The sequence below is a fragment of the Roseovarius sp. genome, assembly GCF_027019125.1.
In the GTDB taxonomy this organism is placed as follows: Bacteria; Pseudomonadota; Alphaproteobacteria; order Rhodobacterales; family Rhodobacteraceae; genus Roseovarius.
This window is the reverse complement of record NZ_JALUXE010000027.1, coordinates 620,816-635,824: the sequence shown is the minus strand read 5'-3', so window position 1 is coordinate 635,824 and position 15,009 is coordinate 620,816. Positions and strand designations below refer to the sequence as shown.

16 protein-coding genes are annotated in these 15,009 nt (G+C 61.8%); 6 read left to right on the top strand and 10 right to left on the bottom strand.

Annotation, left to right across the window (positions count from 1 at the left end; genetic code table 11):
• Positions 1-347: 347 nt before the first annotated feature.
• Together scpA and MVC20_RS11355 are read right to left on the bottom strand one after the other, a co-directional pair.
• Entirely contained in the window at positions 348-2,477 is a 2,130-nt protein-coding gene (gene scpA, locus MVC20_RS11360) for a methylmalonyl-CoA mutase (protein ID WP_297541380.1), read from the bottom strand.
• Positions 2,449-3,384 carry a hypothetical protein gene (locus MVC20_RS11355; protein ID WP_297541378.1) on the bottom strand — a complete coding sequence of 312 codons (936 nt, stop codon included), beginning with the start codon at positions 3,382-3,384 and terminating at the stop codon, positions 2,449-2,451. Before MVC20_RS11355 ends, scpA begins: the two co-directional genes overlap by 29 nt.
• Before the next feature lie 169 nt (positions 3,385-3,553).
• Between MVC20_RS11355 and MVC20_RS11350 the strand changes: the two genes are divergently transcribed.
• Positions 3,554-4,000, top strand: a complete 447-nt coding sequence (locus MVC20_RS11350; RefSeq protein WP_297541376.1) for a DUF4174 domain-containing protein — start codon at positions 3,554-3,556, stop codon at positions 3,998-4,000.
• Between the two features lie 13 nt (positions 4,001-4,013).
• Here the strand turns inward: MVC20_RS11350 and MVC20_RS11345 are convergent, their stop codons facing one another.
• The 8 genes from MVC20_RS11345 to MVC20_RS11310 all read right to left on the bottom strand — a co-directional run bounded on the left by MVC20_RS11345 (position 4,014) and on the right by MVC20_RS11310 (position 10,493).
• Positions 4,014-4,505 carry a hypothetical protein gene (locus MVC20_RS11345; protein ID WP_297541374.1) on the bottom strand — a complete coding sequence of 164 codons (492 nt, stop codon included), beginning with the start codon at positions 4,503-4,505 and terminating at the stop codon, positions 4,014-4,016.
• Between the two features lie 31 nt (positions 4,506-4,536).
• Positions 4,537-6,537 carry an acetyl/propionyl/methylcrotonyl-CoA carboxylase subunit alpha gene (locus MVC20_RS11340; RefSeq protein WP_297541372.1) on the bottom strand — a complete coding sequence of 667 codons (2,001 nt, stop codon included), beginning with the start codon at positions 6,535-6,537 and terminating at the stop codon, positions 4,537-4,539.
• A gap of 160 nt (positions 6,538-6,697) precedes the next feature.
• Positions 6,698-6,928, bottom strand: coding sequence for a hypothetical protein (locus tag MVC20_RS11335; RefSeq protein WP_297541370.1), 231 nt, complete (start codon positions 6,926-6,928; stop codon positions 6,698-6,700).
• Between the two features lie 412 nt (positions 6,929-7,340).
• Entirely contained in the window at positions 7,341-7,685 is a 345-nt protein-coding gene (locus MVC20_RS11330) for a hypothetical protein (protein WP_297541368.1), read from the bottom strand.
• A gap of 93 nt (positions 7,686-7,778) precedes the next feature.
• Positions 7,779-7,916 carry a hypothetical protein gene (locus MVC20_RS11325; RefSeq protein ID WP_170062562.1) on the bottom strand — a complete coding sequence of 46 codons (138 nt, stop codon included), beginning with the start codon at positions 7,914-7,916 and terminating at the stop codon, positions 7,779-7,781.
• 223 nt (positions 7,917-8,139) lie between these two features.
• Positions 8,140-8,550 (bottom strand): DUF6497 family protein, encoded by a 411-nt coding sequence (locus tag MVC20_RS11320; protein WP_297541366.1) that lies wholly within the window; start codon positions 8,548-8,550, stop codon positions 8,140-8,142.
• The gene (locus MVC20_RS11315) at positions 8,547-8,888 is read right to left on the bottom strand and encodes a hypothetical protein (RefSeq protein ID WP_297541364.1); all 342 of its coding nucleotides are present in this window, start codon (positions 8,886-8,888) and stop codon (positions 8,547-8,549) included. Before MVC20_RS11315 ends, MVC20_RS11320 begins: the two co-directional genes overlap by 4 nt.
• A 72-nt stretch (positions 8,889-8,960) precedes the next feature.
• Positions 8,961-10,493: an acyl-CoA carboxylase subunit beta gene (locus MVC20_RS11310; protein WP_297541362.1), complete on the bottom strand. Its 1,533-nt coding sequence runs from the start codon at positions 10,491-10,493 to the stop codon at positions 8,961-8,963.
• A gap of 169 nt (positions 10,494-10,662) precedes the next feature.
• Between MVC20_RS11310 and MVC20_RS11305 the strand changes: the two genes are divergently transcribed.
• The 5 genes from MVC20_RS11305 (at position 10,663) to MVC20_RS11285 (ending at position 15,004) form a co-directional block, all read left to right on the top strand.
• Entirely contained in the window at positions 10,663-11,883 is a 1,221-nt protein-coding gene (locus MVC20_RS11305) for a multidrug effflux MFS transporter (RefSeq protein ID WP_297541361.1), read from the top strand.
• Positions 11,884-12,187: 304 nt separating this feature from the next.
• Positions 12,188-12,742 carry a L,D-transpeptidase gene (locus tag MVC20_RS11300; RefSeq protein WP_297541359.1) on the top strand — a complete coding sequence of 185 codons (555 nt, stop codon included), beginning with the start codon at positions 12,188-12,190 and terminating at the stop codon, positions 12,740-12,742.
• A 151-nt stretch (positions 12,743-12,893) separates the two neighbouring features.
• Positions 12,894-13,100: a cold-shock protein gene (locus tag MVC20_RS11295; RefSeq protein WP_297541356.1), complete on the top strand. Its 207-nt coding sequence runs from the start codon at positions 12,894-12,896 to the stop codon at positions 13,098-13,100.
• A 162-nt stretch (positions 13,101-13,262) separates the two neighbouring features.
• Positions 13,263-14,330, top strand: coding sequence for an AI-2E family transporter (locus MVC20_RS11290; protein ID WP_297541354.1), 1,068 nt, complete (start codon positions 13,263-13,265; stop codon positions 14,328-14,330).
• Positions 14,327-15,004 carry a DnaA/Hda family protein gene (locus MVC20_RS11285; RefSeq protein ID WP_297541352.1) on the top strand — a complete coding sequence of 226 codons (678 nt, stop codon included), beginning with the start codon at positions 14,327-14,329 and terminating at the stop codon, positions 15,002-15,004. Before MVC20_RS11290 ends, MVC20_RS11285 begins: the two co-directional genes overlap by 4 nt.
• The last annotated feature ends 5 nt before the right edge of the window (positions 15,005-15,009 follow it).

Here is a 15,009-nt window from a genome sequence, read left to right as displayed (position 1 = left end):
TGTACTTCCAAGGCTGCCCGGAGATACGGAAATGAAACAGTTGGCACCGCATATGACCGTGAACCATACGCATCAGTTTGGGCAAGACACCAGTACCCCCCTCCATCTCCCCAGTGGATGGTGGCTTGCGCCTATGATTGGTCTCGGTGTCGCGATGTGGTACTGGATCATTTCCGCACTTCTCTCGGTCTTGGGCTAAGCGCCCCTCCAGAGCTTGCAAAGTGTTGTCGCCCGGTCGCACTCGCGTCCGGGCGAAACTTTTTCCTCGGGTCTCTTTCAAAGATTGACCCCGCGCATCTCTGCACGGGGCCATCGATCCTAAAACTGTCTGGCGCAGCGCCGGGCAGTTATCCGCGCGCCTCGCGGATCAGCCGCAGAATATCCTTGGCTGCTTCGGGAATGTTGGTGCCCGGGCCAAAAATCGCCTTCACCCCCGCCTTCTTGAGGAAATCGTAATCCTGTTGCGGGATGACCCCGCCGCAGATCACGATGATATCGCCCGCATCCCGCGCCCTGAGTGCCGCGATCAGTTTCGGGGCCAGTGTCTTGTGCCCCGCCGCCTGAGAGCTGATGCCCACCACATGCACATCATTGTCGATTGCGTCCTGTGCCGCCTCTTCCGGCGTTTGAAAGAGTGGACCCACATCCACATCGAACCCGATGTCGGCAAAGGCGGTGGCGATCACCTTCGCCCCACGATCATGGCCGTCCTGCCCCATCTTGACGACGAGCATGCGCGGCCGCCGACCCTCGGCCTCGGCGAACTCCTCGACCGATTTCTGGATGGCGGCAAAACCGGCATCCCCCTCATAGGCGGCCCCATAGACCCCGGCCAAAGTCTTGACCTCGGCGCGGTGGCGCCCGAACTCTTTTTCCAGTGCCATGCTGATTTCTCCCACCGTGGCGCGCGCACGCGCGGCCTCGACCGCCGCGTCGAGCAGATTGCCCCCCTCGCGCGCGCGGCGCGTCATCTCGTTCAGTGCGGCCTGGCAGGCCGCCTCGTCGCGCTGCGCGCGGATGCGCTCCAGACGTGCGATCTGCGCCTCGCGCACCTTGTCATTGTCGATATCGAGAATGTCGATCGGGTCTTCCTTGTCCTTGCGATACTTGTTGACCCCGACGATCACCTCGTCCCCCCGGTCGATCATCGCCTGTCGGGTCGCTGCCGTCTCTTCGATCCGCAGCTTGGGCATGCCCGATTCAACCGCCTTGGTCATGCCGCCCATGGCCTCGACCTCTTCGATCAGCGCCCAGGCTTTCTCGGCCAGCTCATGTGTCAGGCTCTCGACGTAGTATGATCCCGCCAGCGGATCGACCACCTTGGTCACGCCGGTTTCCTCTTGCAGGATCAACTGCGTGTTCCGCGCGATGCGGGCGCTGAAATCGGTGGGCAGAGCAATCGCTTCGTCCAGCGCATTGGTGTGCAGCGACTGTGTGCCACCCAGAACCGCGCTCATCGCCTCATAGGCGGTGCGCACCACGTTGTTGTAGGGATCCTGTTCCTGGAGGCTCACACCGGATGTCTGGCAATGGGTGCGCAGCATTTTGGATTTCTCGTCCTTCGCACCGAATTCCGTCATGATCCGATGCCAGAGCAGGCGGGCGGCGCGCAGCTTGGCGGCCTCCATGAAGAAGTTCATGCCGATGGCGAAGAAGAACGAGACGCGCGGCGCGAAACTGTCCACATCCATTCCCGCAGCAATCGCCGCGCGCACATACTCGCGCCCGTCGGCCAGCGTATAGGCCAACTCCTGCACAAGGTTCGCGCCCGCCTCCTGCATGTGATAGCCAGAAATCGAGATCGAGTTGAACTTCGGCATATGCTGGGCGGTATAGCCGATGATGTCCGACACGATCCGCATCGAGGGCGCGGGCGGATAGATATAGGTGTTGCGGACCATGAACTCCTTGAGGATGTCGTTCTGGATGGTGCCGGACAGCAACGCCTTGTCGTGGCCCTGCTCCTCGCCCGCGACGATGAAGGAGGCCAGCACAGGAATGACCGCGCCGTTCATCGTCATGCTGACCGAAACCTTGTCGAGCGGGATACCATCGAAGAGGATTTTCATATCCTCGACGCTGTCGATGGCCACCCCCGCCTTGCCCACATCGCCCTCGACGCGCGGGTGATCGCTGTCATAGCCGCGGTGCGTGGCCAGATCGAAGGCCACCGAGACCCCCTGCTGTCCGGCCGCGAGATTGCGACGGTAAAAGGCGTTCGATTCCTCCGCCGTGGAAAAACCGGCATATTGCCGGATGGTCCAGGGGCGGCCCGCATACATCGTGGCCTTGACGCCACGAGTAAAGGGCGCCTGTCCAGGGATGCTCTCCAGATGCGGAAGATCGGCCACATCCTCTTGGGTATAGAGCGGTTGCACCGCGATCCCCTCGAGCGTGTTCCACGTCAGATCCTCGGGGGCACGCCCCCGCAATTCCTTGGCCGCGAGCTTACGCCAATCGTCTTTCTTGGTCGCCATTCCGATGTCCTCTTTCAGTCTGACCAGCGGGCAGATGTCTCCCTGCCTCATCCGGTCCGGTTTCCTCTGATAGTCTCGCCAACCCATCTGCCCCGGCAGAGAGCCAGAACAGATCGTCGGCATAGGCCTCTTGCAGGGCCAATCGCTGCGCCCAGTCAAAGGGTTGCCACCGCCCTTCGCCTTCGGGCAATTCCGTCGTGTCGCCCCCGCGCGCCGTCACGGCACGGCGCAAGGTCGCCAGATCGGGGCATCGGTTCAGCCAGAGGCGCGCAGCCTTACGCGGCACCTCGGTCAGCCCCGTCATCGCGCGCAGCCGCGCCTCGGGACGTCCGGCATGCACCTCATGCGGCAGGACCACAAGATCGACACCGGGCAGCGCACAGGCCAGATCACCGATCACCTCGCGCCAATGCCGGTTGACCGTCACCAGCCGATCGAGCTCATCCCCGCCCGGAACGCCATGCCCCCGCGCCACGCCATAGGCCAGCGACGACGCCCACCAGCTATCCTGCCCCCGGATCGACAGGACCACGCGGCTGATGCGCCCGTCGAAGGCATGCGCAAACCGAGACATCCGCGCGCCGACGCCGGGATAGAGCCGCGCGCGCCGCAGATTGCGCCGGGTCGCCCCGATCATGTTCTCATCGCTGACAAGAACCCGCGTCATCCCCTGTTTCCGCGCCTCCTCAAGCCGGAGCGCGATACGACGACGCGCGCGATCCAGCTGTTGCGCGGGGGATGCGAGGCCCGATGCCGGGATGACCCCGCTCAGCACCCCGTCGCGTGTCACCTCGGGGCCCCAGTATCCCAGCCCCTGCGCCGCCAGATCGCCCGCATTTGCGCGCATGTAGTGCTGAAACGATGTCGAGGCGGTGCGATGCGCGCCAAGATGCAGGATGATGTCCATGACGGGTCTGACCTTTCGATGGGCCGCACCCTGCGACCACACACGCTTGGCCCCGATCCTGCCTGTCATTCCTGACCATGCGCTTAACTCAGGAAAATTTCCGTGCGCTTGCCATTCACCCTTCGCAATCGCCCCCAACAGGCCTATATCTGGACCAGCAGGAGACCCTATGAAAACACTCTTATCCCTTGTTTTGGCTGTATTTATCGCCTCATCCGCAACCGCACAGGACAGCGATACAGGCCCCGCATCTACCGCGATCCTCTCGGCCGATACGGTCAATTTGAATGATTTTCTCTGGCTCAAACGCCCGCTGGTGATCTTTGCCGATACCCCCGCCGATCCGCGATACATCGAACAGATGGGGTATATCACCGAGCGCCTCGATGTGTTGACGGCGCTCGATGTGGTGGTGATCACCGACACCGATCCCGACGCCCGCTCCGAGCTGCGCAAAACGCTGCGGCCGCGCGGGTTTGGCCTCGTGCTGATTGGCAAGGACGGGGTGATATACCTGCGCAAACCCGCGCCCTGGCATGTGCGCGAAATCATCCGCACCATCGACAAGCTGCCGATGCGCCAGCAGGAACTGCGCGAGCGCCCCCGCGGTAGCTGATCCCGGCGCGCCATCACCTGTCCCCCATCGCCACGATCAAGAGACCGGCTTGAGGGTCCATCAGCATGAGCGCGCCTGTCTCCGCCTCCCAGGCCAGAACCGCGCCAGATTGCCCCAACAGATGATGAAACGCGCTCTCGCTTGTGGCCTCCATGCAGGCGCGCGCCTCGAGCCCCGCGCGGCGCATGGCCATGCCGGTGGGACGGTCGAGATTGGCCATCGCCATCATGGCCGTATCGGGTGTCAGCCCCGCAGCGATCCAAGCCGCCCGACCGCGCGCCGCCACGATCCGCGCCATTTCGGGCGCGGACCCTGCCACCGGCATCGCCGCCCTGATCCGCCCGTCAGCCACCCGATAGAGACCCACGGCACAGTGCATCGTCGCCGCAAATTCCACCGTTTCGCCGAGTGCGAACCACGCCCCTAGCCGCGCCCGCTGTGCCGCCTCCGCATCGCGCGCGCAGGCGGACACAAGAGCGATCACCGCGAGGAACGGAACCAACATAGGCATATGGCGCGGGGCGCAGGTCATCCGGTCACTCGAACTCCATGATCACATCGTCCACGGCAAGGCTGTCGCCCGGCCCGGCATTGACCTTGGCCACCACGCCCTTGCGCTCGGCACGCAGGATGTTCTCCATCTTCATTGCCTCCACCGTGCAGAGCGCCTGCCCCTCCTGTACTTCGTCGCCCGGCGCGACATTGACCTTCACGATCAAGCCCGGCATCGGGCAGAGCAGCAGCTTCGATGTATCAGGCGGCAGTTTCTCAGGCATTAACGCCGCCAATTCAGCCTGACGGGGCGTGCGCACATGCACCTTGAGATCGGCCCCGCGCGTGCGAATACGGAACCCACCGCTGATCTTGCCCACCTTGAGGACCAGCGGTTCACCATTCACGTCAAGACGCGCCAGCTGATCGCCCGGTGTCCAGTCGCTGGCAACACGCAGCGTGTCGCCATCCTCGAAGCGCACCGTCGCTCCCTCGCGGTCAGCGGCCACCACAACGGCAAACCGCTTGCCTTGCAGGCTCACCACCCAATCCTCGCCGACGTGGCGCTCGTGATTGTCCATCCGGCCAGATACCCGTGTGCGCCGAATTTCGGCCACCCGGTGCATCGCCGCCGTGCTTGCCGCAATCGCGCGAAGCGCCTCTTCGGGCAAGGTGACGCCCGTGAACCCCTCGGGATACTCCTCGGCGATGAAGGCGGTGGTGATATTGCCGCTGACGAAGCGGGGATGGTCCATCACAGCACTCAGGAACGGCAGATTGTGCCCGATGCCCTCAACCTCGAAACTGTCGAGCGCCACGCGCATACCTTCGATCGCCTCGGCGCGGGTATGACCCCAGGTGCAGAGCTTGGCGATCATCGGGTCATAATACATGCTGATCTCGCCACCCTCGTAGACGCCGGTGTCATTGCGCACAACAGCCCCTTCGATGGCCAATTCCTCTGGCGGGCGATAACGGGTCAGACGGCCAATCGACGGCAGGAAGCCGCGATAGGGATCCTCGGCATAAAGACGGCTCTCGATAGCCCAGCCCTTGAGCTTGACATCGGCCTGCGTGAGGTTCAGCGCCTCGCCATTGGCGACGCGGATCATCTGCTCCACAAGGTCCACGCCGGTGATCAGCTCGGTCACCGGATGCTCGACCTGAAGGCGCGTGTTCATTTCGAGGAAATAGAAATTCTTGTCGCCGTCGACGATGAACTCCACGGTGCCCGCGCTCGTGTACCCCACCGCCTGCGCCAGCGCGACGGCCTGCTCGCCCATCGCGCGGCGCGTCGCCTCGTCCAGAAACGGGCTCGGGGCCTCCTCGATCACCTTTTGATTGCGGCGCTGGATGCTGCATTCCCGCTCACCCAGATAGATGCCGTTGCCGTGGCTGTCGCAAAGCACCTGAATCTCGATATGGCGGGGTTGCGTGACGAATTTCTCGATGAAGATCCGATCATCGCCGAAACTCGACGCAGCCTCGTTCTTGGAAGACTGAAAGCCCTCGCGCGTCTCCTCGTCATTCCACGCGATCCGCATCCCCTTGCCACCGCCACCTGCCGAGGCCTTGATCATCACCGGATAACCGATCTGGTTCGAAATCGTCACCGCCTCTTCGGCGTCGGCGATCAGGCCCATATAGCCGGGAACGGTGCTGACCCCGGCCTCTTGCGCGATCTTCTTGGAGGTGATCTTGTCACCCATCGCCTCGATGGCACCTACCGGCGGGCCAACAAAGGCCACGCCTGCGGCCTCAAGTGCCTGGGCGAACTTGGGGTTCTCGCTCAGGAACCCATAGCCCGGATGCACCGCCTCGGCCCCGGTGGCCTTGATCGCGGCCATCACCTTGTCGATGACGATATAGCTTTCGGACGCGGCGGCCGGTCCGATATGCACCGCCTCGTCCGCCATCTGCACATGCAGCGCGTTGCGATCCGCATCCGAATAGACCGCCACCGTTGCAATCCCCATCTTGCGCGCAGTCTTGATCACGCGACAGGCAATCTCACCGCGATTGGCAATCAATATCTTCTTGAACATATTCCGTCCCTTCCTCTCTTGTCGGCGCGGCCCTCAGGCGGCGCGCCGGTTTTCTTCTGGCACAACAAGAAAGCCACCGGCGCGACGTGCACCGGTGGCTTGAATGATCGAATCCTGACCGACAGGCAGAGGGCCGCGTGAACGACCTTGGCTCAGGTTGTCAGCAGCGGTTCGGATAGGCTTGGCAATAGACCACGTTTCCCGCAGCCCCGACCGCAGCGCCGGTGACGACGCTACCGCCGACCACTGCTGTCGTAAGCGCACCGGCACCGCCGCCAATGAGCGCCTGCTCTGGAACGGTGTCACCGCAGGCGACCAGAGCGCCAAGCGCCAAGACACCAAGCGCCGGAGCAAGGCCACGCTGGAGCGGAAGTGTTCGAAGTCTTTGCATGTGGAACGTCCTCTTGTCAGATCGCATGAAAAATCCAAGCCATAGAACGTCACTTGGACGCCCGCGTCAAAGCGATTGCATTGCTGCGCCACACCATCGGCGACCCCCCGCGCATTCCTGCATCGAGGCGCAAATATCGAATTCTCAACGGAAAAAGAGGGCGATCCATGCACGCCCGCACAGGATCGCCCCCAAGGGGAAGGGCGGCGGGACCGACGCAATGTCAAAGCCTCTGGGGAAAGGACTCCCGCCACTTGCCCCACTGTGCCTGCAACCGCGCGGCGAACCAAGCGCAGTTTCGGCCAAATACCCGCATGAGCAGAGCCTTGCCTATTTTCGTTTCCCATAGGCAGAACGCCGCGCATCTTGCGGTGAGGCAAGCGAAATCCGAGATGATGCGGACGCGCAGGGCTCACGAAAATACCTCGGGAAATGACTCGCGCGCGACCTCAAGGTCCAGCACCAAAAGCGCCTCGTAACTTGTGGCATCAAAAGGCGTGTCGACAGCCTTGACTTCGCGTCCCAATAGCCAGCTGAGACGACCGGCATCGAGATTGCCGCGCTCGAACGGCTCTTCGCCGAAACACTCCCAGATCGCGCGCACAAAGGCGGCGTCGGCCCGCTTGTCGGCGGGCTTACGATCTCGGTAGCGTTCGCGCGCAATCAAGGGGGTGGCCCCCTTCGGATTCGCGCGTCTGATTGTGAATTGGAAATCCGTACCCGGTAAACGCCCGGGAAAACCGCGATGTTTCAACATGTTGCACCCCCCAGGATACAGGGGCGCTGCGCGGTGATCGATTTTGTGGACGGGACGGCCCCGAGGGTCCGTCCCGCGCCTAGCCCAATGGGCTTACTTGTACTTGCCGGTCTGAACGGGCTCGGTCGTGATCGGCTCGACCACAACGAACTCTTCTTCTGCAGGCTGTGCGCATGCTGCGACGACGGCGATGAAACCGATTGCGAGAATGCTCTTGACGCTTTTCGACATGTATATCTCCTGTCTCTCGTAACTTCATGAAGAGACGCGCAAGGACACCATGTCCCTGCCCGTCTCAAGGGCGAGGTAAAGGTCGCTTGGGTGCAACCTTGACGCAGCTTATCGGAATTTTCGGGGTTTGAACATCGGTCATCACCAATCCCGTGCGCCTGTGTCCCCAAAGCCTCAGTGCCTCCAAGGCGTTGATTTCGTGGCGCAAGATTTTGTGTTCTCATTAAAACATCTCCCAGATGCAGGCGCCTTCCTGCGGCCTGTAGGCCTCAAAGACCTGAATGACATCGGGGTCGAAAACCCCGAATTCTGACGGCCGATCCGCCAGCGAAATAACAACCTGAGCGGGTATCGGACCAGTGTTCGCCAATCGTGGCAGGGCGTAGCTCTCGCATAGCCAGACCAGATCGGCCAGCACCGTCTCGAGTTGCGCATCCGTATCACCGACACCCGCGAATCCCTCGGCCACGAACCGAAAGCGATAGGTAAGCCCCAGACCCGGCCGGTCTGTCAGCACCTCTTGCACCCGCGCGGTCAGGCCCGAGGGCAGCGGCAGCGCCTCCTCCTGCGCTGCCGCCCCTTGGGCGAAAGCCAGCGCGACGCTCAGCGCCACAGCCCGCCCCACCCGTCTCATCGCACGCCGCCCATCCAGCGCGCGCGATTCGTCTCGTCCTCGAGCACCTGAGCAATGAGCGCCTCATACCCGCTTCGATCGAACCGGCCCAGCACCGCCCCCCCGGCCCGAACATGCATCGACCGCGCATCTCGACGCACGCGCACCGCCGGGGCAAAACCGCGAAGCGATTGCAGCGCGCGCCACATGTCTTGGCGCACCAGATGCGCCAATCGCCGCCGCCCCGTGACACCCGACAGAATCGTTTCCACCGCCAGATCGAAACGCACAGGCATGTTGCGCGTCATCGTGAGCGCACCATCCTCTTCTTCGATCACATGCCAGTGGCGGCGACCCATGTTGCTCCTCCGTGCTTCATCTGGCCACAAATACCTCGGGGGTCTGGGGGCAGAGCCCCCGGTCCGTCGCCCTCAGAGCGGAATGTTATCGTGCTTTTTCCATGGGTTGCTGAGCTTCTTGTTGCGCAAAGACGCAAACGCCCGGCTGACGCGCATCCGCGTGCTGCGCGGCTGAATCACCTCGTCGATAAAACCACGCTCGGCGGCCACGAAAGGATTGGCAAAGCGGCCCTCGTAATCCTTGGTATGCGCCGCGATCTTTTCGGGTGATCCCAAGTCGGCGCGGTGGATAATTTCGGTGGCACCCTTTGCCCCCATCACCGCAATTTCTGCCGTTGGCCAGGCATAGTTGAAATCGCCCCGCAGATGTTTGGAGGCCATCACATCATAGGCCCCACCATAGGCTTTGCGGGTGATGACCGTCACCTTCGGCACCGTGGCTTCGCCATAGGCAAAGAGAAGTTTCGCGCCATGCTTGATCACGCCGCCATATTCCTGACCCGTGCCCGGAAGGAAGCCCGGCACATCGACAAAGGTCAGGATCGGAATCTCGAAGGCATCGCAGAACCGCACGAACCGCGCCGCCTTGCGGCTGCTGTCGATGTCGAGACACCCCGCCAGCACCATCGGCTGATTGGCCACGACCCCCACGGTCTGCCCTTCAAGACGAATGAAGCCGGTGATGATGTTCTTGGCGAATTCTGCCTGAATCTCGTAGAAATCCGCCTCGTCCGCGACCTTGAGGATCAGTTCCTTCATGTCATAGGGGGTGTTGGCATTGTCGGGGATCAGCGTATCGAGGCTCTGCTCCACACGTCCCGGCTCGTCGAAGAAGGGACGCACGGGAGGCTTCTCGCGGTTGTTGAGCGGCAGGAAATCCACCAGACGCCGCACTTCGGCCAGGGCCTCGACATCATTTTCGAACGCCCCGTCAGCCACGCTCGACTTGCGGGTATGCGTCGATGCGCCACCCAGTTCCTCGGCGGTGACCACCTCGTTGGTCACGGTCTTGACCACATCGGGCCCCGTCACGAACATGTAGGAACTGTCACGCACCATGAAAATGAAATCGGTCATGGCCGGGCTATACACAGCGCCACCCGCGCAGGGGCCCATGATCAGGCTGATCTGCGGAACGACGCCGCTGGCCATGATATTGCGCTGAAACACCTCGGCATAGCCTGCAAGGCTGGCGACACCCTCCTGAATCCGCGCGCCACCCGAATCGTTGATGCCGATGACTGGCGCGCCGTTCTGCATCGCCATATCCATGATCTTGCAGATTTTCTCGGCATGGGTTTCCGACAGGGAGCCGCCAAAAACGGTAAAATCCTGCGAAAAGACATAGACCATGCGACCGTTGATCGTGCCCCAGCCGGTGATCACGCCATCGCCATAGGGCCGCTCTTTCTCCATCCCGAAGTCGGTGCACCGATGCGCCTTGAACATGTCGAACTCTTCAAAGCTGCCCTCATCGAGCAGCAATTCGACCCGCTCGCGAGCCGTCAGTTTGCCCTTGGCATGCTGCGCTTCGATACGGCGCTCACCCCCTCCCAAGCGGGCTTCGGCGCGGCGGTTCTCCAATTCCTGAAGGATGTCTTTCATGGCACTCCCCTTGCGATGTTGCGCGCAGCATAGAGTTTGTGAGCATTGGCTCAAAGCAGAATTGGGCAAATTTGCAAATCATCGCAAATAATATTCTGAATATCTGTAAAATTGCGAATTCACGAGTTGCCTGGTGGACTTCCCCGCGGGCCGCTCCTAGCCATGCGCCATGACCCGCGCTCAGACACCCAAGTATCTCGACCGCACCACCCCGCCGCATCTTTCGACGCTGATCCTTCTGGCGGGACTGTCGGCCCTTGCCATGAACATCTTTCTCCCCAGCCTGCCGGGGATGACCGCGCATTTCAACACCGAATACCGGCTGATCCAATTGTCGGTTGCCCTCTATCTTGGGGTCAATGCCGCGCTGCAACTGCTGATGGGACCAATCTCGGATCGGTGGGGGCGCCGGCCGGTCATCCTCTGGGGGCTCGGCCTCTTTCTTGTGGCGACCTTGGGCTGCATCTTTGCCCCCAATGTTACGGTTTTTCTGACCTTTCGCATGGTTCAGGCAAGCGTGGTGGTCGCCATGGTCCTGTCACGCGCCATCGTGCGGGATATGGTGCCCCAAGACCGCGCGGCCTCGATGATCGGCTATGTAACCATGGGTATGGCCGTTGTGCCAATGATCGGCCCGGCCTTTGGCGGGCAGTTGGATGAGGCCTTTGGCTGGCAGGCAAATTTCTGGGCGCTCTTCGTGCTTGGGGCCGCGCTGTTTGTGGTCTGCTGGCGAGACCTGGGCGAGACCGCGCCGCTCTCGGGGCGAACCCTGATGCAACAGTTCCGGGATTATCCTGCCCTTCTGACGTCGCGCCGTTTCTGGGGCTATGCACTGGCGGCGGGGCTGAGCTCGGGGGCGTTCTTTGCCTATCTGGGCGGCGCGCCCTTTGTCGGAGATCGCGTGTTCGGCCTGCCTCCGTCCACTCTGGGGCTGTTGTTCGGTGCACCTGCGATCGGGTATTTTCTGGGCAATTTTGCCTCGGGGCGGTTTTCCATGAGGATTGGCGTCAACCGCATGGTGCTGTGGGGCACGCTGTTCAACGCAGGCGGTATCGCGCTCAATCTCATGCTGTTTCTTGTGGGCTTGGGTACGCCGTTGACGTTCTTTGGGCTGATGACATTCATGGGCCTGGGCAACGGCATGGTGATCCCCAACGCCACTGCCGGGGCCCTCTCGATCCGCCCAGACCTCGCAGGCACGGCAAGCGGGCTGTCGGGGGCGCTGATGATCGGCATCGGCGCGGCTCTCTCGGCGCTCGCAGGCACACTGCTGACCCCCGGCAGTGGGACCTATGCCCTGCTTGGGCTGATGCTCTCGACGGCACTTGCCGCGATCGCGACGATCCTCGCGGTAATCCGCCGGGAACGCAGACTGGGGCTGTCGACATAGCCGGTCACTGCAGATCACGAGTTCTTTATCCCCTCTGGCCTGATCCCGACCCTGCCCCCAAGTCTATGGGACCGACATGAGAGGAGACCAAGATGACTCGCCGCAAATCCCTCTATCGCCCCGCGCCTGCACGCAGAAATCGCGAATTCATGCCCTACCGGTTCAACGATTGGGCGGCGATTTGACAGGCGCACGCGACCCGAGCGCAACAGTTCGGCCATAATGCGGGGAACAAGCGCGTTTTGATTTTTCACCCCACCAAGACCCCTCCTATAACTGGAGTGGTATTCTCAGGAGGTTCCCAATGATCCATCGCCGCACTTTCATGGCCACTGGTCTCGCTGCCTTGGGCACTGCATCCGTTGCCAATGCCTTTGAGGTTGATCCGCGCTTCATGCCGCAGGAGGTCTCTTTCGATCCCGTTTATCAACCCGGCCAGCTGATCGTGCTGCCGCGCGCGCATTTTCTCTACTTCGTAACAGAACCCGGTCGCGCACGCCGTTACGGCGTAGGCGTGGGCAAGGCCGGGCTGGAGTTCACCGGCACCGCCACAATCGACGTCAAGAAGAAATGGCCGACATGGCGCCCGACGAACGAAATGATCGAACGCGATCCCGCCGCCTACGGGCGGTTCAAGGGCAATGACTATGTGCAGCCCGGCGGAACGGACAATCCGCTTGGGTCGCGCGCGCTTTACCTTTTCCAGAACGGGCGCGACACCTACTACCGGATTCACGGCACGACACAGCCTTCGTCCATCGGGCGATCTGTCTCGAACGGCTGTATCCGGATGATCAACGAGCATGTGCAGGATCTCTACGACCGCGTGCCCATCGGAACGGTTGTCACGGTTCTGTAATCTTGATTTTCGCACGGTGAATTGGCATATTTTGTCGTGCGACGTTACCACTATCGACCATCTGTCCTTCTCGGCTCAGTCACTCGATCTTGTATGACTTTGCCGGGTTGCCGCACTTCCGCGGGCAACAAATACAGAAGGATTGAGTAAGATGGCGACTGGCACCGTGAAATGGTTCAATGCCACCAAAGGCTACGGCTTCATCGCGCCCGATGGCGGCGGCAAGGATGTATTCGTGCACATCAGCGCGGTTGAGCGCGCAGGCCTGACCGGCCTTGCCGACAATCAGAAGGTCAAGTTCGACGTCGAAGCAGGCCGCGACGGGCGCGAGTCCGCTTCCAACATCGTTCTCGCCTGAGCATCGACCGAGACCGGTCGGGAGTTGAGAAAACTCCCCTTCCGCATCCTCATCGCGCCCGCACAGGGCGCGATACTATTTTCGGTTTCGCGCCTCCCTCGCGTTTCCCCTTGAAACCAAATGCTCAAACCATGACATAGGGCGTGCATCAGGAGGCGAACCATGGCGCTCCCCGTCCGGGAACAGATCAAATATTGGGGCGCGGCCACGGCCGTGTTTTTTGTGCTATTATGGTTCCTCGGGGACGTGATCCTGCCGTTTGTTCTGGGCGGAGCCATTGCCTATTTCCTTGATCCGGTGGCAGACCGTTTGGAGAGGCTGGGCCTAAGTCGCGCCGCCTCTGTCGTGGTCATCACGCTGATCGCCATTCTGGCCTTTGTCGTGATCGCCCTGCTGATCGTGCCAACGCTCGTCAATCAAACTGTGGCCCTCTTCAACGTGGTGCCTGAGCTGGCGCGCGATCTACATGGCTTTCTCAGCACCCATTTCCCGACGCTATTCGATCCTGACTCGGCGCTGAACAAGACACTTCTGTCCGTGGGTGAAACCATTCGTGAACGTGGTGGCCAGTTGCTCGAGACGATCCTCAGCTCTGCCGCTTCCATGGTCAACATACTGGTATTGATTGTGATTGTCCCCGTTGTGGCAGTTTATCTGCTGTATGACTGGGATCACATGGTTGCCGAGATCGACAATCTTTTGCCGCGCGACCATGCCCCTGTGATCCGCAGACTGGCAGGCCAGATCGACAATACGCTGGCCAGTTTCATCCGCGGCATGGGCACCGTCTGTCTGATCTTGGGCACCTATTACGCGGTCGCGCTCATGCTCGTGGGGTTGCAATTCGGCCTCGTGGTGGGCGCGATTGCGGGCCTGATCACGTTCATCCCCTATGTCGGGTCCATCGTCGGCGGCGTGTTGGCGGTGGGGCTCGCGCTGTTCCAGTTCTGGGGGGATTGGGTCAGCGTCGGGTTGGTGGCCGCCGTCTTTATCTCCGGGCAGGTGATCGAAGGCAATTTTCTGACACCCAAGCTGGTGGGCTCGTCGGTGGGACTGCACCCGGTCTGGCTGATCTTCGCGCTCTCGGCCTTTGGTGCCCTCTTTGGCTTTGTCGGGATGCTTGTAGCGGTACCGGTGGCCGCATCGCTCGGTGTGATCGCCCGCTTTGCATTGGAGCAGTATCGCGACAGCCGCCTCTATCGCGGCCTGGAAAGTATCGACCGCGAATGACTCCGCGCCAACTCAGCTTTGACCTGCCGGTGCGTACGGCACTGGGGCGCGAGGATTTCTTTGTCTCGCCCGCAAATGCCGAAGCGGTGGCCATGATCGAGGGCTGGCAGGGCTGGCCCGGACGCAAGCTGATACTTGCGGGTCCTCCCGGCGCGGGCAAGACCCATCTGGCGCATGTCTGGGCCGCCCTCTCAGGCGCACGGATCGTCGCAGCCAAGGACCTGTCGCAGGTCGATATTCCCACGCTCGCGACCGGCGCGATCGCCGTTGAGGATGCCGATCAGTTAGCAGGTGATCGCCAGGCCGAAGAAGCGCTCTTTCACCTGCACAATCTCGTATTGGCCGAAGGGCACGCCCTCTTGCTGACGGCCGAGCGCCCGCCGAACCTCTGGTCACTCGGCCTGCCCGATCTGCAAAGCCGCATGCAGGGCACGATGCTGACCCAACTGCGCGCGCCCGATGATGCCCTCTTGGCTGCCGTACTGACCAAGCTCTTCGCCGACCGCCAGATTGCCCCCAGCCCAGACACGATTCCCTATCTCGCGCGGCGCATGGATCGATCCTTTGATATGGCACGAGAGGTGGTCGCGACGCTCGATTCCACGGCTCTTGCGGAAGGCCGCGCAGTCACCCGAGTGCTCGCCGCGCAAGTGCTGGACAAATTAGCGCGTTAGCGCCA